This window comes from Vibrio alfacsensis (genome assembly GCF_019670485.1).
Classification (GTDB): domain Bacteria; phylum Pseudomonadota; class Gammaproteobacteria; order Enterobacterales; family Vibrionaceae; genus Vibrio; species Vibrio alfacsensis.
Window position 1 is genome coordinate 2,459,648 of the sequence record NZ_AP024165.1, and the last position, 25,309, is coordinate 2,484,956.

22 protein-coding genes and 2 tRNA genes are annotated in these 25,309 nt (G+C 44.4%); 5 read left to right on the plus strand and 19 right to left on the minus strand.

The genetic code is table 11. The features are described 5' to 3' along the window. Positions 1-112 precede the first annotated feature (112 nt). Together ubiU and VA249_RS11290 are read left to right on the plus strand one after the other, a co-directional pair. The gene (ubiU, locus tag VA249_RS11285; protein WP_128810278.1) at positions 113-1,126 is read left to right on the plus strand and encodes a ubiquinone anaerobic biosynthesis protein UbiU; all 1,014 of its coding nucleotides are present in this window, start codon (positions 113-115) and stop codon (positions 1,124-1,126) included. A 20-nt stretch (positions 1,127-1,146) separates the two neighbouring features. Beyond that, positions 1,147-2,025, plus strand: coding sequence for a U32 family peptidase (locus VA249_RS11290; protein ID WP_221069938.1), 879 nt, complete (start codon positions 1,147-1,149; stop codon positions 2,023-2,025). Positions 2,026-2,166: 141 nt separating this feature from the next. Here VA249_RS11290 and VA249_RS11295 read toward each other — a convergent pair whose 3' ends face one another. The 17 genes from VA249_RS11295 to rlmE all read right to left on the minus strand — a co-directional run bounded on the left by VA249_RS11295 (position 2,167) and on the right by rlmE (position 20,238). After that, entirely contained in the window at positions 2,167-3,513 is a 1,347-nt protein-coding gene (locus VA249_RS11295; RefSeq protein ID WP_221068047.1) for an MATE family efflux transporter, read from the minus strand. Positions 3,514-3,569: 56 nt separating this feature from the next. Next, the gene (locus tag VA249_RS11300) at positions 3,570-3,983 is read right to left on the minus strand and encodes a MarR family winged helix-turn-helix transcriptional regulator (protein ID WP_221068048.1); all 414 of its coding nucleotides are present in this window, start codon (positions 3,981-3,983) and stop codon (positions 3,570-3,572) included. Between the two features lie 99 nt (positions 3,984-4,082). Beyond that, complete coding sequence (nlpI, locus tag VA249_RS11305) at positions 4,083-5,006, minus strand: lipoprotein NlpI (protein WP_221068049.1); 924 nt, start codon at positions 5,004-5,006, stop codon at positions 4,083-4,085. 175 nt (positions 5,007-5,181) lie between these two features. After that, positions 5,182-7,317, minus strand: a complete 2,136-nt coding sequence (gene pnp / locus VA249_RS11310) for a polyribonucleotide nucleotidyltransferase (protein ID WP_128810273.1) — start codon at positions 7,315-7,317, stop codon at positions 5,182-5,184. Positions 7,318-7,637: 320 nt separating this feature from the next. Next, a complete protein-coding gene (gene rpsO / locus VA249_RS11315) occupies positions 7,638-7,907 on the minus strand; it encodes a 30S ribosomal protein S15 (RefSeq protein ID WP_005380094.1) in 270 nt (89 codons plus the stop codon). Between the two features lie 150 nt (positions 7,908-8,057). Further along, positions 8,058-9,002, minus strand: a complete 945-nt coding sequence (gene truB / locus VA249_RS11320) for a tRNA pseudouridine(55) synthase TruB (RefSeq protein ID WP_211916044.1) — start codon at positions 9,000-9,002, stop codon at positions 8,058-8,060. Further along, positions 9,002-9,418: a 30S ribosome-binding factor RbfA gene (gene rbfA, locus VA249_RS11325; protein WP_128810271.1), complete on the minus strand. Its 417-nt coding sequence runs from the start codon at positions 9,416-9,418 to the stop codon at positions 9,002-9,004. The genes truB and rbfA overlap by 1 nt, the downstream gene beginning before the upstream one ends. 109 nt (positions 9,419-9,527) lie before the next feature. After that, positions 9,528-12,215 (minus strand): translation initiation factor IF-2, encoded by a 2,688-nt coding sequence (gene infB, locus VA249_RS11330; protein WP_211916042.1) that lies wholly within the window; start codon positions 12,213-12,215, stop codon positions 9,528-9,530. Between the two features lie 24 nt (positions 12,216-12,239). Beyond that, positions 12,240-13,724, minus strand: coding sequence for a transcription termination factor NusA (gene nusA, locus VA249_RS11335; RefSeq protein WP_211916041.1), 1,485 nt, complete (start codon positions 13,722-13,724; stop codon positions 12,240-12,242). A 36-nt stretch (positions 13,725-13,760) separates the two neighbouring features. Next, positions 13,761-14,216 carry a ribosome maturation factor RimP gene (gene rimP, locus VA249_RS11340; protein ID WP_221068050.1) on the minus strand — a complete coding sequence of 152 codons (456 nt, stop codon included), beginning with the start codon at positions 14,214-14,216 and terminating at the stop codon, positions 13,761-13,763. Between the two features lie 230 nt (positions 14,217-14,446). Then, a tRNA-Met gene (locus VA249_RS11345) sits at positions 14,447-14,523 on the minus strand. 56 nt (positions 14,524-14,579) lie between these two features. Further along, a tRNA-Leu gene (locus VA249_RS11350) sits at positions 14,580-14,663 on the minus strand. Positions 14,664-14,681: 18 nt separating this feature from the next. Beyond that, positions 14,682-15,020 (minus strand): preprotein translocase subunit SecG, encoded by a 339-nt coding sequence (gene secG / locus VA249_RS11355; RefSeq protein ID WP_128810268.1) that lies wholly within the window; start codon positions 15,018-15,020, stop codon positions 14,682-14,684. 256 nt (positions 15,021-15,276) lie between these two features. Continuing rightward, positions 15,277-16,617, minus strand: coding sequence for a phosphoglucosamine mutase (gene glmM, locus VA249_RS11360; RefSeq protein WP_221068051.1), 1,341 nt, complete (start codon positions 16,615-16,617; stop codon positions 15,277-15,279). 20 nt (positions 16,618-16,637) lie between these two features. Next, positions 16,638-17,468, minus strand: coding sequence for a dihydropteroate synthase (gene folP, locus VA249_RS11365; protein WP_221069941.1), 831 nt, complete (start codon positions 17,466-17,468; stop codon positions 16,638-16,640). A gap of 52 nt (positions 17,469-17,520) precedes the next feature. Next, positions 17,521-19,500, minus strand: coding sequence for an ATP-dependent zinc metalloprotease FtsH (gene ftsH / locus VA249_RS11370; protein ID WP_221068052.1), 1,980 nt, complete (start codon positions 19,498-19,500; stop codon positions 17,521-17,523). Positions 19,501-19,608: 108 nt separating this feature from the next. Further along, positions 19,609-20,238 (minus strand): 23S rRNA (uridine(2552)-2'-O)-methyltransferase RlmE, encoded by a 630-nt coding sequence (gene rlmE / locus VA249_RS11375; protein WP_128810266.1) that lies wholly within the window; start codon positions 20,236-20,238, stop codon positions 19,609-19,611. A 138-nt stretch (positions 20,239-20,376) separates the two neighbouring features. On the opposite strand from rlmE, the gene yhbY reads away from it, so the two are divergent. Further along, positions 20,377-20,673, plus strand: coding sequence for a ribosome assembly RNA-binding protein YhbY (yhbY, locus tag VA249_RS11380; RefSeq protein ID WP_009842966.1), 297 nt, complete (start codon positions 20,377-20,379; stop codon positions 20,671-20,673). Between the two features lie 69 nt (positions 20,674-20,742). On the opposite strand, the gene greA is transcribed toward yhbY, so the two are convergent. Further along, positions 20,743-21,216 carry a transcription elongation factor GreA gene (gene greA, locus VA249_RS11385; RefSeq protein ID WP_128810265.1) on the minus strand — a complete coding sequence of 158 codons (474 nt, stop codon included), beginning with the start codon at positions 21,214-21,216 and terminating at the stop codon, positions 20,743-20,745. A 536-nt stretch (positions 21,217-21,752) separates the two neighbouring features. Between greA and VA249_RS11390 the strand changes: the two genes are divergently transcribed. Together VA249_RS11390 and dacB are read left to right on the plus strand one after the other, a co-directional pair. Next, positions 21,753-22,763 carry a porin gene (locus VA249_RS11390; RefSeq protein WP_128810264.1) on the plus strand — a complete coding sequence of 337 codons (1,011 nt, stop codon included), beginning with the start codon at positions 21,753-21,755 and terminating at the stop codon, positions 22,761-22,763. A 117-nt stretch (positions 22,764-22,880) separates the two neighbouring features. Further along, positions 22,881-24,305, plus strand: a complete 1,425-nt coding sequence (gene dacB / locus VA249_RS11395; RefSeq protein ID WP_221068053.1) for a serine-type D-Ala-D-Ala carboxypeptidase — start codon at positions 22,881-22,883, stop codon at positions 24,303-24,305. Here the strand turns inward: dacB and VA249_RS11400 are convergent. Then, positions 24,284-25,129 (minus strand): magnesium transporter, encoded by an 846-nt coding sequence (locus tag VA249_RS11400; protein ID WP_211916038.1) that lies wholly within the window; start codon positions 25,127-25,129, stop codon positions 24,284-24,286. The genes dacB and VA249_RS11400 overlap by 22 nt on opposite strands. Positions 25,130-25,309: the final 180 nt, after the last annotated feature.

The following is a 25,309-nucleotide window of genomic DNA, read 5'->3' on the forward strand; positions in this document are numbered from 1 at the left end:
ATCCCAAGGGGTAAATTCTCACTTTATTGAGCTAAACCTAACTTAGGTCAATTTCGCTATTCACAATTCTTCATAAAATGCGGGCATCTTTTTCTCTCTAAATTGTGAGCATATGGAACTCTTGTGTCCTGCGGGTAACTTGCCTGCGTTAAAAACCGCGATTGATTGCGGTGCAGACGCCGTATACATCGGCTTCAAAGACGATACAAACGCTCGTCACTTTGCGGGTCTGAACTTTAATGGCAAAAAGCTTGAAAAAGCGGTGCAATATGTTCACGACCGCAATAAGAAAATCCACGTAGCGTTAAACACATTTGCACACCCGAATGGTTTTGACCGTTGGACTAACGCCGTTGATAACGCGGCCGCTCTTGGTGTCGATGCCCTTATCGTGGCTGACATCGCGGTACTTGAATACGCCGCTCGCAAATACCCTGAGCTTGAACTGCACCTTTCTGTCCAAGCCTCTGCGACAAACGTTGCGGCGATTGACTTCTATAAACAGAACTTCAATGTAAAACGCGTTGTATTACCGCGCGTATTGTCTATCCATCAAGTAAAACAGTTATCACGTAATATGACGAGTGATGTTGAGCTTGAAGTATTTGCTTTTGGTAGCCTATGCATCATGTCAGAGGGGCGTTGTTACCTCTCATCATACATGACGGGTGAATCGCCAAATACGGTAGGCGCATGCTCTCCTGCGAAGTACGTACGCTGGCAAGAAACCGAACAAGGTCTAGAGTCTCGTTTAAATGACATCCTAATTGACCGCTACAGCGCTGGCGAAAATGCAGGTTATCCTACACTGTGTAAAGGCCGTTTTGATGCAGAAATTGATGGTGAGAAAAAACGTTACCATGCGCTAGAAGAACCAACGAGCCTAAATACCCTATCGATGCTACCAGAGCTGTTTGCAGCAAACGTTGCATCAGTGAAAATTGAAGGCCGTCAGCGCAGTCCTGCTTATGTAGAGCAAGTCACGCGTACCTGGCGCGCAGCAATCGATCGTTACCAAGCGAACCCTGAAGCTTACCACGTAGAAGCCGCATGGGATGCTGCACTGGCGAATGTATCGGAAGGCACGCAAACGACACTGGGTGCTTACCACCGCAAATGGCAATAGAGGTTAAGATGGATAATTCAATGAAATACGCACTTGGCCCATTATTGTATTTTTGGCCAAAGCAAGATGTAGAAGCATTCTACGAGCAAGCAAAACAAAGTTCAGCCGATATCATCTACCTAGGTGAAACCGTGTGTTCGAAGCGTCGTGAGATGAAACCTACGCACTGGTTTGATATTGCAAAAGATCTGTCTGCATCTGGCAAGCAAGTGGTGCTTTCAACAATGGCGCTGCTCGAAGCGCCGAGCGAAGTGAACATCATGAAGAAGTACATCGACAACGGTGACTTCGCCATTGAAGCAAACGACGTATCAGGTGTTCAGCTGGCTTTTGAACACAAAGTACCATTCATCGTTGGACCAGCAGTGAACACGTACAATGCGCACACACTCAATTTATTCCTTAAACAAGGCATGATTCGCTGGTGTATGCCTGTAGAACTGTCTCGCGAATGGTTAAGCAACACACTCATTCAATGTGATGAACTGGGCATTCGCAACAAGTTTGAAGTGGAAGTATTTAGCCATGGTTACCTACCATTGGCTTACTCTGCACGCTGCTTTACGGCTCGGGCAGAAAACCGTGCGAAAGATGATTGTGAAACGTGTTGTATTAAGTACCCTACCGGCATTCAAGTAAGCAGCCAAGAGGGCCAAGAAGTCTTTAACCTTAATGGTATTCAAACCCAATCCGGTTACTGCTACAACCTCATCAACGATCTACCAAGTATGGAAGGCCTAGTTGATGTAGTTCGTCTAAGTCCATTAGGCATCAGTACCTTCTCTGAGCTTGACCGTTTCCGCTCAAATGAGAAAGGAACAAACCCTGAGAAGATTCAGGACCGTCAATGTAACGGCTACTGGCATCAACTTGCGGGTCTAGAAGTGAAGAACATCTAACCACTTCTCACAACTATCAAAGCAATAAAAAAAAGCGAGGCACTAACCTCGCTTTTTCGTTGCTGCTACTTTTTTACTGCTTTTAACAATAGTTAATAGCTAAGTGTTAATAGCTAATTATGAATAGCTAACTGTTCGCTACTAAGACACGTGAACCGCTGATTCAACCGAACTCTGATTCATTAGCTTCTTAATATCACGCCATAGCATGGTAAATACCACCAAACTTAACGCAATATTAGACAGTGGGAACGCAATCCAAATACCTGTCACGCCCAAGAGCTTTGGCATAATGAATAGGAATGGAAGTTGAACCAGCATATTTCCTATCGTCACAAACATCGCTTTGCTGCCTTTGTTAACCGATTGATAGTACGCCGCAGCAACCACTAAGAAACCATCCAAGAACAAGGCAAACATGTGTAAACGAATCCCAACTACCGCACTATCAATAAGATCTTGATCAGAACTGTTAAACACCGAGACAAACTCGTATGGGAAAATGTTCATCAAAATAACAAACGCCACGCCGCCGAGTACTGATGTCCCCATCGCGATCTTAAGCAGTTTACGAATATTGTCTTGATTGCGAGCACCATGGTTGTAACTCACTAGTGGCTGCATACCGTTAGCGATACCCTCTGCAATCAGGTAATAAACCGTCACTATGTAGCCCAAAATGGCATAGGCGCCAATAAGCAGTGCGCTGCCATGTTGCGCGAACAAACTGTTATGAAATGCCACCATCATTGCGCCGTAGGCATACATAAAGAAGCTAGAAGTACCGATCGTGACAATCTTAGGAATGACATCAAACTGCATCTTTAAGTCGCTGACCGTCAACCGCATTTTTGCTTTCGAGGTAAAGAAATACCCAACACCAAGAATGGTTACTACCATCTGCGCAAGAGCGGTCGCAATGGCTGCACCTGTCAGTTCCCAATCAAGTAACGCAATGAAAACATAATCCAAAACGATATTAATAATGGCACCAATCACCATTAAAATAGTGGCTAGGTTGGGACTATCATCATTACGCAATAAGAACGGAACGGCAATCGAACCTAAGGAGAACACACAAGCTACGCTTAACACATGTAAGTATTGAAGACCAAGGTCATAAACTCGGCCCTCTGCACCTTGCCAGCGGATAAAATCATCAGCAAAGAAATACAGAATCATTGCAACCATAGGCATCAGTGCAACAAGCAGCAATAAGCCTGTAGAAAGAATGCGTTTCGCGCCGTCGCTATCTTTTTCACCTTGTTTAATTGATGAGAGTGCACCAGTGCCTACCCCAACCATCATACCAATACCCAGAATCGAGCCGATAATTGGCCAAGAAATATTGATACCCGCTAGCCCATCGGCACCAACGTAGCGACCGATAAATATGCCGTCCACAACTTGATAGAGTCCATTTACAAGCATTGCTGCAACAGTCGGAATGGTGTATTTCCAAAACTGTTTATAAATTGAGTTTTGCATCTGTACCTTCAATAGTTAGCAAGGCTAACTAAATAGACAAAAATAATATTATTACTTCAATTTCCAAGCGCTTTGTTCAATAGCGCTTTCAATTGCATGGTTTCTTGCTCGCTAAGTTTTCGCGTCATTTGTGCAGAGATATCCTTATAGACAACCTGTTCCAAGGACATATCTTCAATCACCTCTTCCGTCAAAATAACACGCTTAGCTCGCGCATCTTCATTACACGGAACCCGCTTAACAAGGCCTTTTCTTTCTAAACGATCCACCATATTCGAAACCGACGGCTTAGTGACTTGCAGTTCCTCCGCCAAATCGGTGATGCGAATACCTTGTGGATTCACGTGAATAACACGCAAATAATCGAACTCATTGAAGCTGAGATTTGAAAGGGGATCTTCTTTTGCGTAAACACGCCACGCTTTCGCGCAAAAACGCTCAAGATCAATCAGACTTTTCTCTAATGCCATCAAGTTTTATTCATTTAGTTAGCTAGGCTAACTATTTTAAATTTTAACTTTAAAACGTTCAAGCACAAAAAAGCCGCCTTATAACATGGCGGCTTTCAATTATTCTTGCTCTGTTGCCTGTTGTTCGGCTTTGAGCTTAGCTAATTGCTCTTGTTGAAGTTGCTCATATATTTGAGTTAACTCTATAAAAGAATAGCGATGCTCGACATACTCATACACATTGAAAGAAATGGCTAATTTGTATAGCGATATAGCGTCTGCCACATTCCCCTCTAAACGGTAGCGCTTACCTAGGTAAAAATACGTTTCTGTTAGGCGCTCAGCAAGGCGATAATTCTCACGAGTGCCCTCCATGATCGCTTTCAATGCGGCTTCATCCGACACATCACGCAACATGATGGCAACTAAAACCCAACCCCATTCTTCACTACGATCGCGTTGGTAACGCTGTTGAAGATTGGCCTTAGCTTGTTTAGGGTTCTGCTCTGCCTCAATAATATAGAGCCAGAGTGCGCGAAATGGATCGCTCGGCATCTCTTGATAATGCTTGGTCATATCTTCTAACGCAAGCTCGATACGACCACCATAGTAAAGCGCAATTGCTCGGTTTCGCTCTGCATAAGAGTTTTCTGGTGCAAGTTCTAAAGTGGAGTCAAAAGCTTCATACGCCGCATCAAACTCACCGACTTGAGTAAAGAACACTCCAAGTAAGTTGAAGATATCTGGCTGAGCGGGGTTCAATTGCAAAGACTGGTTGAAGTCCAAACGAGCTAGGTCACGCAATCCGACACTGTCATAGTAATTACCACGCTCAAAGTGCATCTTTGCTCGTACTTCATCACTCAGGTCAGGACGTTGCAGCAACTGAGAAAGACGAGCGATCTGGACCTCTTGCTGCACACTCGGTTGAAGAGGTACTGCCATCGGAGGGTAAATCCACTGTTCAGTTGAGTGCTGAGCGGTATTCACACACCCAGTCAGCGCGAACGCCACACATAAACTTGCGGTTTGAAACCATTTCACTAATTGGGACTCCTGTTTAGACCGCCGTAAGATTGCTCGGTAATGCGTTCGTCTTATATAGACAAATGTAAACAAACGCACAGAACAAGCACAAAAAAAGGGAGCAATATTGCTCCCCTTTTATAGCACGCTTTCAGCCTCTTAAGCTAATAAAAGACCAAAGTCGATGACTTTATTACTCGTCTTTCGCTTCAGGTGCTTCAATAGCCGCTTCTTCAGCAGGCTTTTCAACCGCTTCTTTCATGCTTAGACGTACACGGCCTTGGCGGTCGATTTCAAGCACTTTAACTTGAACTTCTTGGCCTTCCGCTAGGTAGTCAGATACTTTCTCAACGCGTTTTTCAGCAATTTGAGAAATGTGTACTAGACCGTCTTTACCTGGAAGAATCGTTACAAATGCACCGAAATCAGCTAGACGTGCAACTTTACCTGTGTAGATACGGCCTACTTCAACTTCAGCAGTGATCTCTTCGATACGACGAATTGCTTCTTTCGCTGCAGCGCCTTCTGTTGCTGCAATCTTGATTGTACCGTCATCTTCGATTTCGATAGTTGTACCTGTCTCTTCAGTTAGAGCACGGATAACTGCACCACCTTTACCGATAACGTCTTTGATCTTGTCTGCGCTGATCTTCATTGTGTGAATACGCGGAGCGAACTCAGAAATGTCATCACGAGCGCCTGAGATTGCTTCATCCATTACAGATAGGATGTGCTTACGTGCACCTTGAGCTTGGTTAAGCGCAATTTGCATGATCTCTTTAGTGATACCTTCGATCTTAATGTCCATTTGAAGTGCTGTGATACCTGTGTGAGTACCTGCTACTTTAAAGTCCATATCACCAAGGTGGTCTTCGTCACCTAGGATGTCAGAAAGAACTACGAAGTCGTCGCCTTCTTTAACAAGACCCATTGCGATACCAGCAACAGAAGACTTGATTGGCACACCTGCGTCCATAAGAGCAAGAGAAGTACCACATACAGAAGCCATTGAAGAAGAACCGTTAGATTCTGTGATTTCTGATACTACACGTACTGTGTATGGGAACTCATCAACAGATGGCATTACCGCAGCGATACCACGCTTAGCCAGTTTACCGTGGCCGATTTCACGACGCTTAGGAGAACCTACAAAACCAGTTTCACCTACACAGTATGGAGGGAAGTTGTAGTGTAGTAGGAAGTGATCTTTACGCTCACCAGTTAGCTCATCGATGATTTGAGCATCACGTTGTGTACCTAGAGTCGCTGTAACGATCGCCTGTGTTTCACCACGAGTGAATAGCGCACTACCGTGAGTACGTGGAAGAACGCCAGTACGTACGTCTAGCGCACGAACCATGTCTTTCTCACGACCATCGATACGTGGGTTGCCAGCGATGATGCTACGGCGTACCACTGTCTTCTCTAGATCGTGGAAGATAGTGTGGATTTCTTTTGTATCCGCTTCAGGATCTTGAGCAAGTAGCGCTTCGTTTACTTCTGCTGCAATTTCATGAATGCGATCGTAACGAGCCATCTTCTCAGTGATTTGGTACGCTTCAACAAGCTTAGCTTCTGCTAGTTCAGCAATCTTAGTTACAAGTGCTGTGTTCTCTTCAGGAGCTACCCAATCCCAAGCTGGTGTTGCTACTTCAGCTTTGAATTCGTTGATCGCATTAATAACAACTTGTTGTTGGTCGTGACCGTAAACAACCGCTGCTAGCATTTCTTCTTCAGTTAGGTTGTCTGCTTCAGATTCAACCATTAGTACTGCTGATTCTGTACCTGCAACCACTAGGTCTAGTTTAGATGCATCTAGCTCAGTATTGCTTGGGTTTAGTACTAGTTGGCCGTTAATGTGACCAACACGTGCTGCACCGATAGGACCGTTGAACGGAATACCAGAAATAGCAAGCGCAGCAGAAGTACCGATCATCGTTACGATGTCAGGTTGAACGTCTGGATTTACAGACATTACTGTTGCAATAACTTGAACTTCGTTTTTGAATGCATCTGGGAATAGTGGACGGATTGGACGGTCAATTAGACGAGCCGTTAACGTTTCACCTTCAGAAGGACGACCTTCACGCTTGAAGAAACCACCAGGGATTTTACCTGCAGCGTATGTACGCTCTTGGTAGTTTACAGTTAGTGGGAAGAAATCTTGACCCGCAACTGCTTCTTTCTTACCTACAACTGAAACGAATACTGCTGTATCGTCCATTGTAACCATTACTGCTGCTGTAGCTTGGCGAGCGATAACGCCAGTTTCTAGGGTAACTGTGTGGTTACCGTACTGGAACGTTTTAACAACTGGTTTTTCGAACATTGTTATTCCTTGTTTCTAATTTTTCTCTATGAATAGAAAAATCTCAGAATGTGTTAATAGACACTCAAAGCATTACGAATCGCGACTAGTAAAAATGGACTGAGTCAAACTGAAGTGCATTTTTAATAGTCGCGACCTTTTGGTCGACGTGGTTGACTGTAATGTATTGAGCTGATTAAAACCTCTAAACGAGATTTAGCCGCGTGTAGTATAACGGCATAAGTGTGATTTGGCTAAGCTATAGCAGCCAAAATAAGTAAGGGGCAACAAAAAAGGGGCATAAAGCCCCTTTTTTTTACAAACTGCTATGCAGTCGCTTATTAGCGACGTAGGCCTAGACGCTTGATTAGGTCTTGGTAGCGAGCTAGATTTTTACCTTTTAGGTAATCTAGAAGCTTACGACGACGAGAAACCATACGTAGAAGACCACGGCGGCTGTGGTGATCGCCTTTGTGAGCCTTGAAGTGACCTTGAAGGTGGTTGATAGAAGCTGTAAGTAGAGCTACTTGAACTTCTGGTGAACCAGTGTCGCCTTCGCCTTGTGCGTATTCTGCTACGATTGCTGCTTTAGTTTCTGCATTCAGAGACATAATTCTCTCCTAATAAGAGTAGGTTTAAAATTGTAGCAGCCAATCTCTGATTCAGCCGCTACGCGAAGCGCGAATTATAGGGAAGTTTCCTAACTCACGCAATATAAAAATACCGGCACAAAAGCCGGTATTTTCTTGAACTAAACGAAGTTACTCTTCGTTTCGGAAAACCACCAAACGTTTTGGTGCCACTTTCCCATCATCGTTCAATTCAGCAACGCCAATAAACAACTTGTCTTCACCAGAAGTCATACGAATTGGCGTTCCTGCTGGCGCACCAAATACCTGAACAGGCATACCATGCTGCACAAGGTCGGTTAGCTCCGCGTTTAAATTTACCTCAGGCAAATCTTCTACGGCTGTGTCCATTGGCAACAACAACGGATCAAGCAGTTCCTTTGGCGCTACTTCATCACGATGAGCTTGTTCTAACAGTTCATTTAACTGTTCAAGTGTCACCATTTTTTCGTATGGATACTTAGCAACACCAGTACGACGCAACATTGTCACGTGTGCACCACAGCCAAGCATTTCACCAAGATCATCAACGATAGTACGGATGTAAGTGCCTTTTGAGCAGTGAACTTCCATCTCAACTTCATCACCCTCAAAGCGATGAAGTACGATTTCGTATACTGTAATCTTGCGAGATTCGCGTGGTACTTCGATACCTTTACGAGCGTACTCGTATAGTGGCTTACCTTGGTATTTCAATGCTGAAAACATGGAAGGCACTTGGTCAGATTCACCACGGAATGTATCAATGCATGACTCGAGTTTTGCTAAATCAACATCGATTGGACGTGTTTCTACCACTTCGCCGTCAGAATCAGACGTATCTGTACGTTCGCCTAACTTAGCAATCACGCGGTAGCGTTTATCTGAATCTAACAAAAATTGCGAAAACTTGGTTGCTTCGCCTAAGCAGATCGGCAACATGCCCGTCGCTAGTGGGTCCAATGCACCCGTATGACCTGCTTTCTCAGCAAAGTAGATACGCTTTACTTTTTGCAGTGCATCATTTGAAGAGATACCTGTTGGTTTGTCCAACAAGATAACGCCATTAATTGGACGACCTTTACGACGACGAGCCATTAGCTATCTTCTCCAGCCTGTGTTTGATCGTCTTCACGACCAGCATCTTTTTGTCTGCGCTTGTCTTCGTTAACGACTTCAGATACTAGGTTAGACATACGCATACCTTCAACAAGCGTGTTGTCGTAGTAGAAGCGGATTTCTGGTGTTAAGCGTAAACGAATACGCTTACCTAACATCATGCGAATATGAACTTCATGCTCACGTAAAGCTGCTAGGCATGATTCAGGCGTTTGCTCACCAACACATAAGAAAGTAACAAATACTTTTGTGTAAGCAAGGTCACGAGATACTTCTACATCTGAGATAGTTACCATACCCAAACGAGAGTCACGAACTTCGCGCTGAAGGATCATCGCAAGTTCTTTTTGCAGCTGTTGTGCAACACGCTGCGTGCGGCTAAATTCTTTTGACATATTCATTCTCTTACATAGAAAGAATGGGGGGATGGTCAAGCCAGCCCCCCATGGTGTATTCAACAACCCATTACTATTTGTCTTCTAGACATTTAGTAATATTAGTCAATTAGTCTAGAGTACGTTTGATTTCAACGATTTCGAATACTTCGATCTGATCGCCTACGCGAACGTCGTTGTAGTTCTTAACGCCGATACCACACTCATAGCCATTCTTAACTTCTTGAACGTCATCTTTAAAGCGACGAAGTGATTCTAGCTCACCTTCGTAGATAACAACGTTGTCGCGTAGAACGCGGATTGGGTTGTTACGCTTGATTAGACCTTCAGTAACCATACAACCAGCGATTGCGCCCAGTTTCGGTGACTTAAACACGTCACGTACTTCAGCAAGACCAATGATCTCTTGCTTGAATTCTGGAGCAAGCATACCGCCCATTGCTTGTTTAACTTCGTCAATCAATTGGTAAATGATTGAGTAGTAACGTAGATCAACACTTGCATTTTCGATAGCACGACGAGCAGATGCGTCAGCACGTACGTTAAAGCCAAGTATGATTGCGTTAGAAGCTTCTGCAAGTACTGCATCAGTTTCTGTAATACCACCAACGCCAGAACCAACGATGTTTACTTTCACTTCGTCAGTAGACAGTTTTAGTAGTGAGTCAGCAATCGCTTCCACAGAACCTTGTACGTCTGCTTTAAGAACTACGTTTAGCTCAGCAACTTCACCAGCAGTCATGTTAGAGAACATGTTCTCTAGTTTAGATTTCTGCTGACGAGCAAGTTTCACTTCACGGAACTTACCAGCACGGTAGTTTGCTACTTCGCGTGCTTTACGCTCATCACGTACTACTGTTGCTTCGTCACCTGAAGATGGCACACCTGAAAGACCTAGGATCTCTACAGGGATAGATGGACCAGCTTCTGTAATTTCTTTACCTAATTCGTCACGCATTGCACGAACGCGGCCGTACTCTTGGCCACACAATACGATATCGCCTTTACGTAGCGTACCTGATTGAACAAGTACGGTTGCAACTGGACCACGACCTTTATCTAGGCGAGATTCAACAACCACACCAGATGCCATACCTTCTGCTACAGCAGTAAGTTCAAGAACTTCAGACTGAAGAAGGATCGCTTCTAGAAGACCATCGATGTTTGTACCCTGTTTAGCAGAGATGTGAACAAACATGTTCTCACCGCCCCATTCCTCAGGGATTACGTCGTATTGAGCTAGCTCATTCTTAACGTTGTCTGGGTTCGCATCTTCTTTATCGATCTTGTTCACTGCAACAATCAGAGGAACGCCTGCCGCTTTAGCGTGCTGGATCGCTTCGATTGTTTGTGGCATTACACCATCATCCGCAGCTACAACAAGTACAACGATATCTGTCGCTTGAGCACCACGAGCACGCATAGCAGTAAACGCCGCGTGTCCAGGGGTATCAAGGAACGTGATCATGCCGTTTTCAGTTTCTACGTGGTAAGCACCAATGTGCTGTGTAATACCACCCGCTTCGCCTGATGCAACGTGTGTACGACGGATGTAGTCAAGTGTAGACGTTTTACCATGGTCAACGTGACCCATGATGGTAACAACTGGAGCGCGTGGCACTGATTCTGCGTTAGTGTCACGGTCAGATAGTACTGCTTCTTCCAGTTCGTTCTCTTTACGAAGAACAACTTTATGACCCATTTCTTCAGCAACAAGTGCTGCTGTTTCTTGGTCAATCACTTGGTTGATAGTCGCCATAGCGCCCATCTTCATCATCACTTTGATAACTTCTGTCGCTTTAACCGACATCTTGCTAGCTAGTTCAGAAAGAACAATAGTCTCACCAATAACAACATCTTGCTTCGCTACCGTTGCCGATTTATCGAAACCGTGTTGCATTGATGTTGGTTTAGCAAGTTTACCTTTACGAGCTTTACCACCACGTTGGTTACGACCACCGCGCTCGTTGTCATCGTTGCGGTTAGAAGCTTTTTTCTTCTTCTTACGACGGCCAGCTTCTGAGCTACGATCTGCTGCATCTTCCGCTTCACGAGCGTACGATGATGTCGTTACATGGTAGTCAGAGTTTTCTAGCTCTTTCTTTTTCTTTTCTTCTTCAGTCCAACGAGCTTCGTTTTCTTCAGCAAGTTTACGCGCTTCTTCTACAAGTTTTGCGGCTTCTTGCTCAGCTTTACGTTGGGCTTCTTCTTCCTGACGACGCTTTAGCTCGTCAGCATCTTTCTTCGCTTGCGTATTAGCATCCGCATTTTTTGCATTCATGTCTTTCTTAGCCTTATCAGCTTGTGCGCGTTTTGCCTTTTCTTCAGCTTCACGTTTTGCATCCGCTTCACGTTTTGCTTTTTCATCGGCTTCGCGCTGTGCTTTCTCTGCAGCCTCACGTTTGGCTTGTTCTTCAGCCTCACGCTTCGCAAGCTCTTCAGCTTCACGCTTTGCTACTTCCTCAGCCTCACGTTTTGCGTCGTCTTCGATAGTGCTGCGCTTCACATATGTGCGCTTCTTACGCACTTCTACTTGAACATCTTTACTCTTACCGCCACCCGCATTAACACTCAATGTGCTACGAGTTTTACGCTGTAGAGTTAGACGAGTCGGCTCAGAATCACCTGATTTATCGCCGTGTTCTTTTTTCAAATGAGAGAGAAGCTTCTGCTTCTCTTCATCAGTAACATTGTCAGAGCTCGCCTTATTCATGCCAGCGTCAGCAAGTTGTTCAATCAAGCGGTCGACTGGCGTACCAATCTCATCACTCAGTGCTTTAACTGTTAATTGTGTCATGCCGCTTCCTCCTTGCTGAAAATATTATTCTTCGCCGAACCAACAGATGTTACGAGCTGCCATGATTAGCTCACCCGCACGCTCTTCGGTTAGACCATCGATGCCTTCTAGATCATCGATGCCTTGGTCAGCTAGGTCTTCTAGTGTTGCAATACCTTTCGCTGCCAATTTAAATGCCATCTCGCGCTCTAGACCATCCAAGCCTAGTAGGTCTTCTGCTGGCTCTAGACCATCAAAAGATTCTTCTTGTGCAAGTGCAATTGTTGTTAACGCATCTTTCGCACGGCTACGAAGCTCTTCGATAAGTTCTTCATTTAAACCGTCAACTTCAAGAAGCTCATTTACTGGCACGTATGCCACTTCTTCTAGAGTAGAGAAGCCTTCTTCAACAAGTAGTTGAGCAAAGTCTTCTTCGATATCTAGATACTTCATGAAGTTTTCGATAGATGCTTGAGATTCTTCAGCATGTTTCTTCTGAAGATCTGCAACCGTCATTACATTTAGTTCCCAACCCGTTAGTTGAGACGCCAAACGTACGTTTTGACCGCTGCGGCCGATTGCTTGTGCTAGGTTATCAGCTTCTACAGCGATATCCATAGAGTGCGCATCTTCATCAACGATGATAGATGCAACGTCTGCAGGAGCCATTGCATTGATAACGAATTGCGCTGGGTTATCATCCCAAAGCACGATATCAATGCGCTCACCACCAAGCTCACCAGAAACCGCTTGTACACGTGCACCACGCATACCAACACACGCACCCACAGGGTCAATACGCTTGTCGTTTGTTTTTACTGCGATTTTAGCACGAGAACCTGGATCACGTGCAGCACCTTTCAATTCGATGATTTCTTCAGCGATTTCTGGCACTTCTACACGGAATAGCTCTGCTAGCATTTCTGGCTTAGAACGCGTGATGAAAAGTTGGAAGCCACGAGCTTCTGGTGCAACTTTGTATAGCAGACCACGTACACGGTCACCTGGGCGGAAATTTTCGCGAGGAAGTTGGTCATCACGTAGGATCACAGCTTCCGCGTTATTACCAAGGTCTAGTACGATAGTTTCACGGTTTACTTTTTTCACAACACCAGTGATCAAATCACCTTCGTTGTCGATGAACTGCTCAACGATTTGTGCGCGTTCAGCTTCACGTACTTTCTGTACAATAACTTGCTTAGCAGTTTGCGTAGTAATACGGTCAAACGTTACTGATTGGATTTCGTCTTCGATGAAATCGCCCAGTTGAACAGTTTCGTCGTCGTATTGTGCCGCTTCAAGAGAAATCTCTTTTGTTGGATTTTCTACGTTTTCAACAACCAACCAACGGCGGTAAGTAACGAACTCACCTGTTTTGCGGTCAATAGCAACACGTACATCGATTTCGATTTCGTACTTTTTCTTTGTAGAAGTCGCTAGAGCAATCTCAAGAGCTTCAAAGATACGCTCACGAGGTACCGCTTTTTCGTTCGATACCGCTTCTGCTACCGCTAAAATTTCTTTACTCATTGTATTTAGCCTCTAAGCTTAAACTTTTTTAGGGAACTAAAATTTAGGGATCAGGTTAGCTTTTGAAATGTTGCTTAGAGCAAACTCTTCTTGTTGCCCTTCAACCATAACCGCTATTGTCTCACCATCAACGCCGTGAATAATACCACTCCACTTGCGACGGTTTGCCACAGCCATCTTCAAAACGATGCTGACCTCGTGACCAATAAATTGCTCGTAATGTGCTGCTTTGAAAAGTGGTCTTTCTAAACCTGGAGAAGACACTTCTAAGCTATAAGCAACAGAAATTGGATCTTCAACGTCTAATACTGCACTCACTTGGTGGCTAACTTCTGCACAGTCATCCACATTAATGCCATTTTCATGATCAATGTAAATACGTAGCGTTGAGTGCGCGCCTGCACGAATGAATTCTAATCCAACTAACTCATAGCCTGATGCCGCTACTGGCGCTTCAAGCATTTCAGTAAGTTGTCTTTCTAAACCAGTCATTTGAACCACTCCAGAAACAAAAAAAGGGCTCAGAGCCCAATCAAAAAACCAAGCAACATTCTGAGTTAAATTATAAAAACTCAGATAACAAAAAACCCCGAAAGTCGGGGTTTTATGCTGCTGGACCCTGATACGTTAAGAATAGCCAACAATGCTGTTCTTAACTCGCAGTATGGTTAGCACTGCGCAAACTTGCCAACCTTTCTATTCTTCCTAAAGAAAGAAGAGATTGGTTGCGGGGGCCGGATTTGAACCGACGACCTTCGGGTTATGAGCCCGACGAGCTACCAAGCTGCTCCACCCCGCGTCCGACTTGCTGAGCATTATACGCTCAAACAGGCGATTTACAAGTTTGTAAATACATGGTGCCGAGAGAGGGACTCGAACCCTCACACCAAAGGCACTAGCACCTCATGCTAGCGTGTCTACCAATTTCACCATCTCGGCGTCATAAACCTTTACAGCTTATTGAGGAATTTCATCACCAGCTGGTGCTGGAACTTCACTCGCTGCATCTTTAACTTGTTCTACAACTGGCTGACCTAACGTTGGGTCTACCCATTGTGACTCAGTCGTGTGCGTTGACATACGGCCAAGTAACAAGCTAACGATAAAAAATACGGTTGCTAAAATAGCAGTTGTTCGGGTTAAGAAATTACCTGAGCCGCTAGCGCCAAACACTGTGTTTGAAGCACCTGCACCGAACGAGGCTCCCATATCTGCGCCTTTACCTTGTTGAATCAACACAAGGCCAATCACACCAAGCGCTGCCAACAGGTAAATCACAAGTAGAACTGAAAACATTTTTTCCACCTATGTTCCAAATTGTTGAGCCAGCGCCGTTCAAAAATACTCTTTGTTATTCATGAACAAGGCTAGCGACCTCCTAACGGGAGGCGGAGCAATACTAGCGAAAGCCAGTAACGCTGACAAGGGAAAATTCGCAAAAAATCAGCACTAACGCATTAAGCGCTCAAAAAAAGGGCAAAAGATGCCCTTTTCTATTCTACATTCGAGATACATCACAAACTCAATTTACATTGCGAGTAGTAATTTTCGATTAGCAGTTTGCTTTAACCGCATCTGCGATTTTTAGCGCTGACGACTGTACCAGCTCAGCGTCTTCGCCCTCTACCATCACGCGAAGAAGTGGCTCAGTACCTGATTTACGAAGAAGTACTCGCCCTTTCTCACCGAGTACAGCTTCCACTTCTGCGACAGAGTCTAACACTGCTTGAGCTTCCAGTGGGTTGCTATCACCTGAAAAACGCACATTCTCTAGCACTTGTGGATAAAGCGTCATGCCTTGAGACAAATCGTGCAAGGACATATCACTACCAACAACAGAAGCGAGAACTTGAAGTGCAGCTACAATTGCATCACCAGTTGTCACTTTATCTAACAAAATAACATGACCCGAGTTTTCTGCGCCGATCTTCCAACCTTTTGCCAACAGTTGTTCCATCACGTAGCGGTCACCAACTGCCGCACGCACAAATGGAATGCCCAACTGTTTTAGGCCATTTTCCATGCCCAAGTTGGTCATCAACGTACCCACTACACCGCCTTTTAGCTCGCCACGACGCAACGCATCACGAGCAATGATGTAAGCGATTTGGTCGCCATCGACCTTATTACCAAGGTGGTCAACCATGATGATACGGTCGCCGTCGCCATCAAATGCAAGACCTAAGTGAGCTTGCTCTTCAACAACGCGTTTTTGTAACGCACGTACATCTGTCGCACCAACTTCATCATTGATGTTAATACCATTCGGCTCGACACCCATCGCCACGACTTCAGCACCTAACTCTTTGAATACATTAGGAGCAATGTGATATGTCGCGCCATGTGCACAATCCACAACAATCTTCAGTTTTGCTAGGTTAAGCTCTGATGGAAAGGTTCCCTTACAAAATTCAATGTAGCGACCCGCAGCGTCATTTAGACGCGTTGCTTTACCTAACTCAGAGGATTCAACACACTCAATGTCTTTGTCTAGCTCAGCTTCAATCGCTAGCTCGATATCATCAGGCAGTTTCGTGCCCTCTGATGAGAAGAATTTGATACCATTGTCGTAGTACGGGTTGTGAGAGGCAGAAATCACAATTCCCGCTTCTGCACGAAACGTTTGAGTTAAGTATGCCACTGCAGGCGTCGGCATAGGACCGGTAAACGTCGCTTTTAGACCCGCAGCCGCAAGACCTGCTTCTAGAGCAGATTCCAGCATGTAGCCAGAGATACGGGTATCCTTACCGATAATAACCTTTTTTGTGCCTTGTTTTGCTAGTACACGACCAGCCGCCCAGCCAAGCTTAAGTACGAAATCTGGTGTGATTGGGTATTGCCCAACTTTTCCACGTACACCGTCTGTACCAAAGTAACGTCTTTTATCAGACATAAAACTTTCCTTAATTCTTTTTAAATATTATTTTTCGTCATTTCGACAACTTTCATTGCTTCAATGGTTTGCTCAAAATCGTGAACTCGAATGATCTGCGCCCCTTTCATTGCAGCAATAGTGGCACAGACGACACTCGCATTCATACACTCGGCAGCTGGTTTATCAAGTAATTTAAAAATCATCGACTTACGAGACATCCCCGCCAAAATTGGCAAACCAAACTCATGAAACTTATCAAGATGAGCCAGCATATGATAATTGTGTTCAATGGTTTTGCCAAAGCCAAAACCAGGGTCAAGAATAAGTTGAGACTTATCAATCCCCACCGCCTCACATGCTGCGATACGTTCTTGAAGAAATTCAGCCACATCACTCATGAGATCATCATATTGAGGGTTAGCTTGCATTGTTCGAGGCTGCCCTTTCATGTGCATCAAGCAAATGGGCAAGTTGGCTTTTGCCGCAACCGCCAATGCACCTGGCTCTTGTAAGGCTCGCACATCATTAATGATATCCACGCCTGCCTCAATGGCTTGGCGCATCACTTCTGCCTTACTTGTGTCGATAGAAATCCATACGTCGTATTTTTCTCGAATCGCTTTGATAACAGGAATGACACGTTGAAGTTCTTCTTCCAACTCAACGTCTGGTGCACCAGGACGAGTTGATTCACCACCGATATCGATGATACTGACACCAGCGTTAATCATTTTCTCTGCTTGGAGTAATGCGCTATTGAGAGAGTTGTATTTTCCGCCATCAGAAAATGAATCAGGCGTCACGTTGAGAATTGCCATCACATGAGGACGGGAAAGGTCGAGAGATTTATTGTTTGCTTTAATAATCATCATAAATACAAAAACCCCGAGCGAACTCGGGGTTTATTACTATCTGTTAGCGTTATTCTGAATCTTTCTTTTCTGGAACGTCGCTAGAAGTTGCTTCTTGAGAAGCTGTTTGTTCAGCAGGTTTTTCTGCTTCAGCCTTTGTCTCTTCAGCTTTTACTTCAGGTTGCGCTTTTGGCGTATCATCGCGATCAGACTTATTGCTTGGGTTATCCCCCCAGCCAGCTGGCTCGCGAATCTCAGTTTTGCGTTCCATCAGGTCATCAATCTGGCCAGCATCAATGGTTTCATACTTCATTAGCGCATCTTTCATCGCATGCATGATATCCATGTTATCTTCCAAGATTTTCTTCGCACGGTCATAGTTGCGATCGATGATATTACGAACTTCATCATCAATAAGCTTCGCTGTGTCATCAGACATATGTTTCGTCTGAGTCACGCTACGACCTAAGAACACCTCACCTTCGTCTTCTGCGTAAAGAAGAGGACCAAGTTTTTCTGAGAAGCCCCATTGCGTTACCATCTTACGCGCGATTTCAGTCGCACGCTCAATATCGTTAGAAGCACCTGTTGAAACTTTATCAGCACCGTAGATCAGTTCTTCAGCTAAGCGGCCGCCGTACAAGCTAGAAATCATAGACTCTAGGTGTTGACGCGACATACTTACACGATCTTGTTCTGGCAAGTACATAGTGACACCTAGCGCACGACCACGTGGAATGATCGACACTTTGTACACTGGATCATGCTCAGGCACTAGACGACCAACAACCGCGTGACCTGCTTCATGGTAAGCCGTTGACTCTTTTACGTCTTCCGACATCACCATTGAGCGGCGCTCTGCACCCATCATGATTTTGTCTTTCGCTAATTCAAACTCAACCATTGATACGTTGCGTTTGTTACCACGAGCAGCAAACAGTGCGGCTTCGTTAACTAGGTTAGCAAGGTCAGCACCAGAGAAACCCGGTGTACCACGAGCAATTAGTGATGGTTCTACATCACCCGCTAGAGGCACTTTACGCATGTGTACTTTAAGGATCTGCTCACGACCACGTACGTCTGGAAGACCAACAACCACTTGACGGTCAAAACGGCCAGGACGCAATAGCGCAGGGTCCAATACGTCAGGACGGTTAGTTGCCGCGATAACGATGATACCTTCGTTACCTTCGAAACCATCCATCTCAACCAGCATTTGGTTTAGGGTTTGTTCACGTTCATCGTGACCACCACCAACACCTGCGCCACGTTGGCGACCTACCGCATCAATTTCATCGATAAAGATAATACAAGGTGCCGCTTTCTTTGCTTGTTCGAACATGTCACGCACACGAGATGCACCAACACCCACGAACATTTCTACGAAGTCAGAACCAGAGATAGTAAAGAACGGTACTTTTGCCTCACCAGCAATGGCTTTCGCTAAAAGCGTTTTACCAGTACCTGGAGGACCGACCATTAGAACACCTGTCGGGATCTTACCACCCAGCTTTTGGAAGCGGCTTGGATCGCGTAGGTAATCAACCAGTTCTTTGACATCTTCTTTTGCTTCATCACAGCCTGCAACGTCAGCAAAAGTTGTCTTGATTTGCTCTTCGCTCATCATACGAGCTTTACTCTTACCGAAGGACATAGCGCCTTTACCGCCACCGCCTTGCATTTGACGCATGAAGAAAATCCACACACCAATCAGTAAGATCATAGGGAACCAAGAGATGAAGATAGTACCGAGTAAGCTCTGCTCTTCAGGAGGCGTACCTTGTACTTTTACATTTTGGTTAATTAGATCATCTAGAAGCTTCTGATCGTACACCGGCATGTAGGTGACCATTTTGGCACCACCGCCACGACGAACGAAACTAATTTCACCGTCTTTAAAAGTTGCTTCTTGAATCTGGCCTTGGCCAACTTCCTGTACAAACGTGGTGTAATCCACGGTTCTGCCATTGCTCTCTCCAGGGCCAAAGCTCTGGAATACCGACATCAACACGACAGCGATAACAAGCCACAGAATTAAATTTTTTGCCATGTCACTCAAGGTGTCAGCCTCTCGATAACTAATTGTAATTAAAGGTAGGGTACTACAGTTTATAAGCTGTAGCTATAGTGTTAACCATGCTCTAAACGAGCGAAATAGTTAACCTTTGTAACCAGTGGCTACAACAAAGACTTCTCGTGAGCGAGCTCGCGATGAGTCTGGTTTTCTGATTTTTACGGCTTTAAACATGTTTCGGACTTCTTTAACGTACTCGTCGAAGCCTTCACCCTGGAAAACCTTTACCACAAAGCTACCATTAGGTGCTAGAACTTGTCGACACATATCTAAAGCTAATTCAACTAAATACATAGCGCGTGGCTGATCAACTGAGTTGTTACCCGCAATATTAGGTGCCATATCAGACATCACGACATCAACCATAGATGGTTGAATTCTGTCTAACAATGCCTCTAGAACCGCATCGTCACGAAAGTCACCCTGCAAGAAACTTACACCAGCAATGGGATCCATTGGCAACAAGTCACATGCAATGATTTGACCATTGTCACCTACAATCTTAGCAGCATATTGAGACCATCCTCCTGGTGCTGCACCTAGATCGACCACGGTCATTCCTGGTTTCAACAGTTTATCTTTCGTTTGGATTTCATCAATTTTGAAGTAAGCACGCGAACGGTAACCTTTTTTACGAGCTTCATTTGCGTATTTATCATCAAAGTGTTCTTTCAACCAACGACCAGAACTCGCTGAATGTTTTTGTTTACTCATTTTAATCCCAACAAGGCACAAATAGGAGCTATTGTTTTAATAGGTCCAACCTATTACTCAATAAATTATAGTCTTCAGCAATAGATGGCGTTAAAATAGCTTTTTTCAACCCTTATATTAAAGAAAATTGGCCGCGTAATGAACCTAAGCACCAAACAAAAGCAGCACCTTAAAGGCCTGGCTCACAGTTTAAAACCTGTTGTGCTAATGGGCGCAAATGGACTTACAGAAGCCGTGCTAGCAGAAATTGAAATCGCTCTAAACCATCACGAACTGATCAAAATTAAAGTTGCATCAGAAGATCGTGAGACAAAACAGCTAATCATCGACGCTATCGTACGTGAGACGGGCGCTGAAAAAGTTCAGACTATTGGTAAAGTACTTGTACTATTCCGTCAGTCTGAAGAGCGTAAAATCGAAATTCCTCGTAAGTAATTCCTACTTACTATTTGGAATAAGAAAAGGTCGCCATTGGCGACCTTTTTTGCATCTATCGAATACCAATTAGATGTATTCAACGCTGTCGATTTCGAAATCTTTTGCACCACCAGGTGTTTGGATAGCAACTTCGTCACCTTCCATTTTGCCAATAAGGCCACGAGCGATAGGTGAGCTTACTGAAATTCGACCTGCTTTGATGTCTGCTTCATCATCACCAACGATTTGGTAAGTTTTTTCTTCATCAGTATCACAATCAATCAGTGTCACTGTTGAACCAAAAATTACCTTGCCAGTGTTATCCATTTTAGTTACGTCGATAACTTGAGCAACAGATAGCTTGTATTCAATATCACGGATTTGTGCTTCACAAATCCCCTGCTCTTCGCGTGCAGCGTGGTATTCCGCGTTTTCTTTCAAATCACCAAGCTCACGCGCTTCTGCAATTGCTTCTGAAATTTGCGGACGAAGCTTTAGTAGACGTTCTAGTTCTACACGTAGCAGCTGCTCGCCACGCAGTGTCATAGGAACTTTTTCCATTATATAACCTCAAGGCCAAAGGTGTCTTTGGACAAAAAAAGCCCACCCGGCTATCGAAGCTGGGTAGTACGTTCAAGGAGTTGTTTCACTTAGTTTAAACAAACTCCTCAGTGAAATCACCTTAATTCGAATCTGCTGCGGTTAAGGTGAAATTAAACCACCAAATGAATCAATATCCACATTAATCATTGTCTCATTTTATTGAAAACAAACAGTGTTCATTACATCGAAAACATAAATAAAGGTAAAAAGTAATCAATGTCAGAGCAATCTCACGACGACAATAACCATTTAAATACAACAACTTAAACACCCTACAATAAAAATCGAACAGTGTTCATTATTTGGATTTATATCATTTTACTAACTCATCATGAAACTTTAGCAGTAAAACATGTCCGGCAAGTTGCTGTGGCGTAGCTTTAACTGTTACGGATAATTTTTACCGAATAAAACTATGCACATAGCGAAAACTTGAGAGAGAACAACTCTCCCCATAAAACAATGATTATGGACAGCGAACTAGGACTAATAAGATGAAAAAGACTCTAATTGCTCTTTCTGTATCTGCAGCAGCTATTGCAACAGGTGTTAACGCAGCGGAACTTTACAACCAAGATGGCACTTCTCTAGAGATGGGTGGTCGTGCTGAAGCTCGTCTATCTATGAAAGATGGCGATGCAGCAGACAAATCTCGTATCCGTCTAAACTTCCTTGGTACTCAAGCAATCAACGACAACCTATACGGTGTTGGTTTCTGGGAAGGTGAGTTCACTACAGCTGATAAAGGTGTAGTAGATAGCGGCAGCAACAATCTAGACACTCGTTACGCATACGCTGGTCTTGGTGGCGCATTCGGTGAAGTAACTTACGGTAAAAACGATGGCGCACTAGGTGTTATCACAGACTTCACAGATATCATGGCTTACGCAGGTAACACTGCAGCAGACAAACTTGCAGTCGCTGACCGTGCAGACAACATGCTTGCATACAAAGGCCAATTCGAAAACCTAGCGGTTAAAGCAAGCTACCGTTTTGCTGACCGTGAGATCGTTGATCCAAACACTCCTGAAGCTAAATACACTGACAACGGTGAAGATGGCTACTCACTATCTGCTATTTATGCGTTAGCTGACACTGGTATTAACCTAGGTGCTGGTTACGCAGACCAAGGCGATGCAAATGAGTACATGCTAGCTGCATCTTACACTATCAGCGATCTATACTTCGCAGGTGTATTTACTGACGGCGAAAAAGCGAAAAAAGATGGCGATTACACAGGTTACGAACTAGCCGGTGCTTACACTCTAGGTCAAACTGTATTCACAACAACGTACAACAATGCAGAAACGAACAACGAAACGTCTGCAAACAACTTCGCTGTTGATGCATCTTACTACTTCCAGCCTAACTTCCGCGGCTACGTATCGTACAACTTCAACCTAATCGACTCTGGCGATACTCTAGGTAAAGTTGGTGGTAACACTAAAGCATCTAAAGTTGACGCAGAAGACGAGCTAGCTCTAGGTCTACGTTACGACTTCTAATTCAGTCTCATGAATTAAAGATAAAATGCTCGCATCTTGCGGGCATTTTTTATATCCAGAATTCTGTGAATTTTCGGTATATACTCAATTACATAACCCATACTATCAAAAATTACTATGCATCTACGTTGGCCCGCTGTACTGCTTTTTAGTCTCTTTTCTGCATCTATTTCCGCTTACCCTCATCAGGAAGTATTGCCTGAGGGGGTGCGTGTTAGCCTTATTGCCGAAAAACTTAACGACCAAAGCGAGCTAACCGGAATACAACCAACAAGCCAATACTTCCCACCAGCAAGCACGTTAAAAATCGTCACGGCACTGGCTGCAAAACTTGAGCTTGGCAACACATTCGCATTTCGAACTGCTATAGAAAGCTCCAGTACAGATGCTGTCATCACCTTTTCTGGCGATCCAACCCTTCAGACACAAGATTTAAAAAATCTCCTCACTCGCGCAAAGAAAAATGGCTTAAAGCATATCAAAGGCGATTTGTGGCTCGATAACAGCGCGTTTACGGGATACCACCGTGCTGTCGGCTGGCCTTGGGACATTTTAGGCGTATGCTACAGTGCACCAGCCTCTGCCATCACATTAAACGATAATTGCGTTCAAGCCTCTATTTATACCAATAAGAATGGCACTACGCGTGTCTATGTTCCTGAACATCAACCTATAAATGTCACCACTCGTGTGCAAACCGTTTCTAGAAGTGTTCAAAAAAGCCGTCATTGTGATTTAGACCTAATCGCCAACCCAAACAACCAATATGAACTGACTGGCTGTTTAGTTGACCGTGGAGATAAACCACTTCCCCTCAAATTTGCGGTTCAAGATCCAGAAAACTATACCAGTCAAAAGTTGGAAAAATTATTAAAACAAGTTGGAATCAAACTTAGTGGTGATATTCGGATAGGCAAAGCGCCGAGCAAAGAACGAAAACTGCTAGCAATGCACAAGTCTAAACCGCTACCACAACTGCTCGATGAAATGTTAAAACGATCTGACAACTTGATTGCTGACACTCTCACGAAAACGCTTGGTGCTAAGTTCTTTCTTCAACCCGGGAGCTTTACCAATGGCACAGAAGCCATTAAGCAGATCATTTTTGCCAATACAGGTGTCGACATTCATAATGCCCGCTTAGAGGACGGCTCCGGTTTGTCACGAAACAACCGTATTTCTGCTACTTCTATGGCTCAGATCCTACGGTACATTTGGCAACATGAAAAAGAATTGAATCTGATCGCCATCATGCCAAAATCAGGCGAGTCAGGCACACTTCAGTACCGCCAGAGCATGCGTAAAGCCCCAATCAAAGGCCAACTCATAGCAAAAAGTGGATCGTTATATGGCACATACAATATGGCGGGATACGGACTAGACAAAAATGGGCAGCCAAATACATTGTTTGTCCAGTTTGTATCGGACTATTTCCCAGAAAAAAGGGACGACAACAAACCTGCTATCGCCCCTATCACGCGTTTTGAGAAACTGTTCTATCAAGATATTGTGAGTTTTAGTCAGGCAATACCTAAGAAGTAGTTCACCACTGTAAAGTAAATCCACATCCCAGATATATCCACAATGGATGCCAATACTGGACTCACTAATACGGCTGGGTCCAGTTTACAAGCTCTTGCCACAATAGGTAATAAACCACCAAGTGTTGTGGATATCGTCACTTGTATAAACAGCGCAACGGCAATAGCAAGGGCAATATCTTCAAGTGCAAAGCCACCTGTAGACTGACTGCCGCTAAACAGCATAATACGCCCTACCATCACAATGCTGATCGCTAATGCAATGAAAAGTGCAACGCGGCTTTCTTTCCAAAGCACTTCTAGCCATTGGCGTTTCTTTAACTCTCCCGTTGCAAGAGCACGAATCACCAACGTTGCCGCTTGTGTCCCTGTATTACCACCCGCGGCTGCGATCACCGGCATGTAAACCGCCAACAAAACTAACTGGCTTAGCGTATCTTCATACTGAGCGATAATAAGGCCTGAAACGATCCCTAACAATGCAAGTGCGATAATCCAGCCAATACGCTGCTTAACATGCCCTAACACACTGGTAGAAAGATAACCGTCTGGCGTATCAACTTCAGAAATATGCAAACCTAGTTGATGTGCATAGTGCCGAGCTCGCTTATCAAATCCTGCTTGCTCAAGTTGAGCAATAAGACTGTTTACATAACCAACTGAGCAGTGCTTCAAAATGCCGACCGCCTCATCAATCGGCATGATGGTCAGTAAATGTAGCTGCTGCTCTTGCTCATATTGCAAAAACGCATTACGAGCTGCACCAATTTCGACTTCTGAAAAGTTTGGTGTTGTTTCAATAAAAGTGTTGTTCATTACCGTCATGGCGAATCTCCCGATTGGCATTGGTAACGACCATCGACAACGCACGCAACGCATCATTCGCGTCAGTTTTCAATGATTAAGAAATTCAAGGCGAATGAAATCATCAATGCAAAAGCACTGTCTATTCAGAATGTAAGGAGGAAATAACGAGAAGAAAATGTGAAAAGATGCCTCACCACT

What these genes read in the sequence shown, in the direction of transcription:
- rpsO (WP_005380094.1), bottom strand. Translation starts at nt 7,907, where the DNA reads ATGTCTCTGAATGCAGAAACTAAAGCAGCAATCGTAGCAGAATACGCA.
- rimP (WP_221068050.1), bottom strand. Translation starts at nt 14,216, where the DNA reads ATGACTGGTTTAGAAAGACAACTTACTGAAATGCTTGAAGCGCCAGTA.
- folP (WP_221069941.1), bottom strand. Translation starts at nt 17,468, where the DNA reads ATGATTATTAAAGCAAACAATAAATCTCTCGACCTTTCCCGTCCTCAT.
- rbfA (WP_128810271.1), bottom strand. Translation starts at nt 9,418, where the DNA reads ATGTCAAAAGAATTTAGCCGCACGCAGCGTGTTGCACAACAGCTGCAA.
- VA249_RS11295 (WP_221068047.1), bottom strand. Translation starts at nt 3,513, where the DNA reads ATGCAAAACTCAATTTATAAACAGTTTTGGAAATACACCATTCCGACT.
- VA249_RS11290 (WP_221069938.1), top strand. Translation starts at nt 1,147, where the DNA reads ATGAAATACGCACTTGGCCCATTATTGTATTTTTGGCCAAAGCAAGAT.
- greA (WP_128810265.1), bottom strand. Translation starts at nt 21,216, where the DNA reads ATGGAAAAAGTTCCTATGACACTGCGTGGCGAGCAGCTGCTACGTGTA.
- nusA (WP_211916041.1), bottom strand. Translation starts at nt 13,724, where the DNA reads ATGAGTAAAGAAATTTTAGCGGTAGCAGAAGCGGTATCGAACGAAAAA.
- VA249_RS11390 (WP_128810264.1), top strand. Translation starts at nt 21,753, where the DNA reads ATGAAAAAGACTCTAATTGCTCTTTCTGTATCTGCAGCAGCTATTGCA.
- infB (WP_211916042.1), bottom strand. Translation starts at nt 12,215, where the DNA reads ATGACACAATTAACAGTTAAAGCACTGAGTGATGAGATTGGTACGCCA.
- rlmE (WP_128810266.1), bottom strand. Translation starts at nt 20,238, where the DNA reads ATGAGTAAACAAAAACATTCAGCGAGTTCTGGTCGTTGGTTGAAAGAA.
- VA249_RS11400 (WP_211916038.1), bottom strand. Translation starts at nt 25,129, where the DNA reads ATGACGGTAATGAACAACACTTTTATTGAAACAACACCAAACTTTTCA.
- secG (WP_128810268.1), bottom strand. Translation starts at nt 15,020, where the DNA reads ATGTTTTCAGTTCTACTTGTGATTTACCTGTTGGCAGCGCTTGGTGTG.
- dacB (WP_221068053.1), top strand. Translation starts at nt 22,881, where the DNA reads ATGCATCTACGTTGGCCCGCTGTACTGCTTTTTAGTCTCTTTTCTGCA.
- pnp (WP_128810273.1), bottom strand. Translation starts at nt 7,317, where the DNA reads ATGTTCGAAAAACCAGTTGTTAAAACGTTCCAGTACGGTAACCACACA.
- yhbY (WP_009842966.1), top strand. Translation starts at nt 20,377, where the DNA reads ATGAACCTAAGCACCAAACAAAAGCAGCACCTTAAAGGCCTGGCTCAC.
- truB (WP_211916044.1), bottom strand. Translation starts at nt 9,002, where the DNA reads ATGGCTCGTCGTCGTAAAGGTCGTCCAATTAATGGCGTTATCTTGTTG.
- ftsH (WP_221068052.1), bottom strand. Translation starts at nt 19,500, where the DNA reads ATGGCAAAAAATTTAATTCTGTGGCTTGTTATCGCTGTCGTGTTGATG.
- VA249_RS11300 (WP_221068048.1), bottom strand. Translation starts at nt 3,983, where the DNA reads ATGGCATTAGAGAAAAGTCTGATTGATCTTGAGCGTTTTTGCGCGAAA.
- glmM (WP_221068051.1), bottom strand. Translation starts at nt 16,617, where the DNA reads ATGTCTGATAAAAGACGTTACTTTGGTACAGACGGTGTACGTGGAAAA.
- ubiU (WP_128810278.1), top strand. Translation starts at nt 113, where the DNA reads ATGGAACTCTTGTGTCCTGCGGGTAACTTGCCTGCGTTAAAAACCGCG.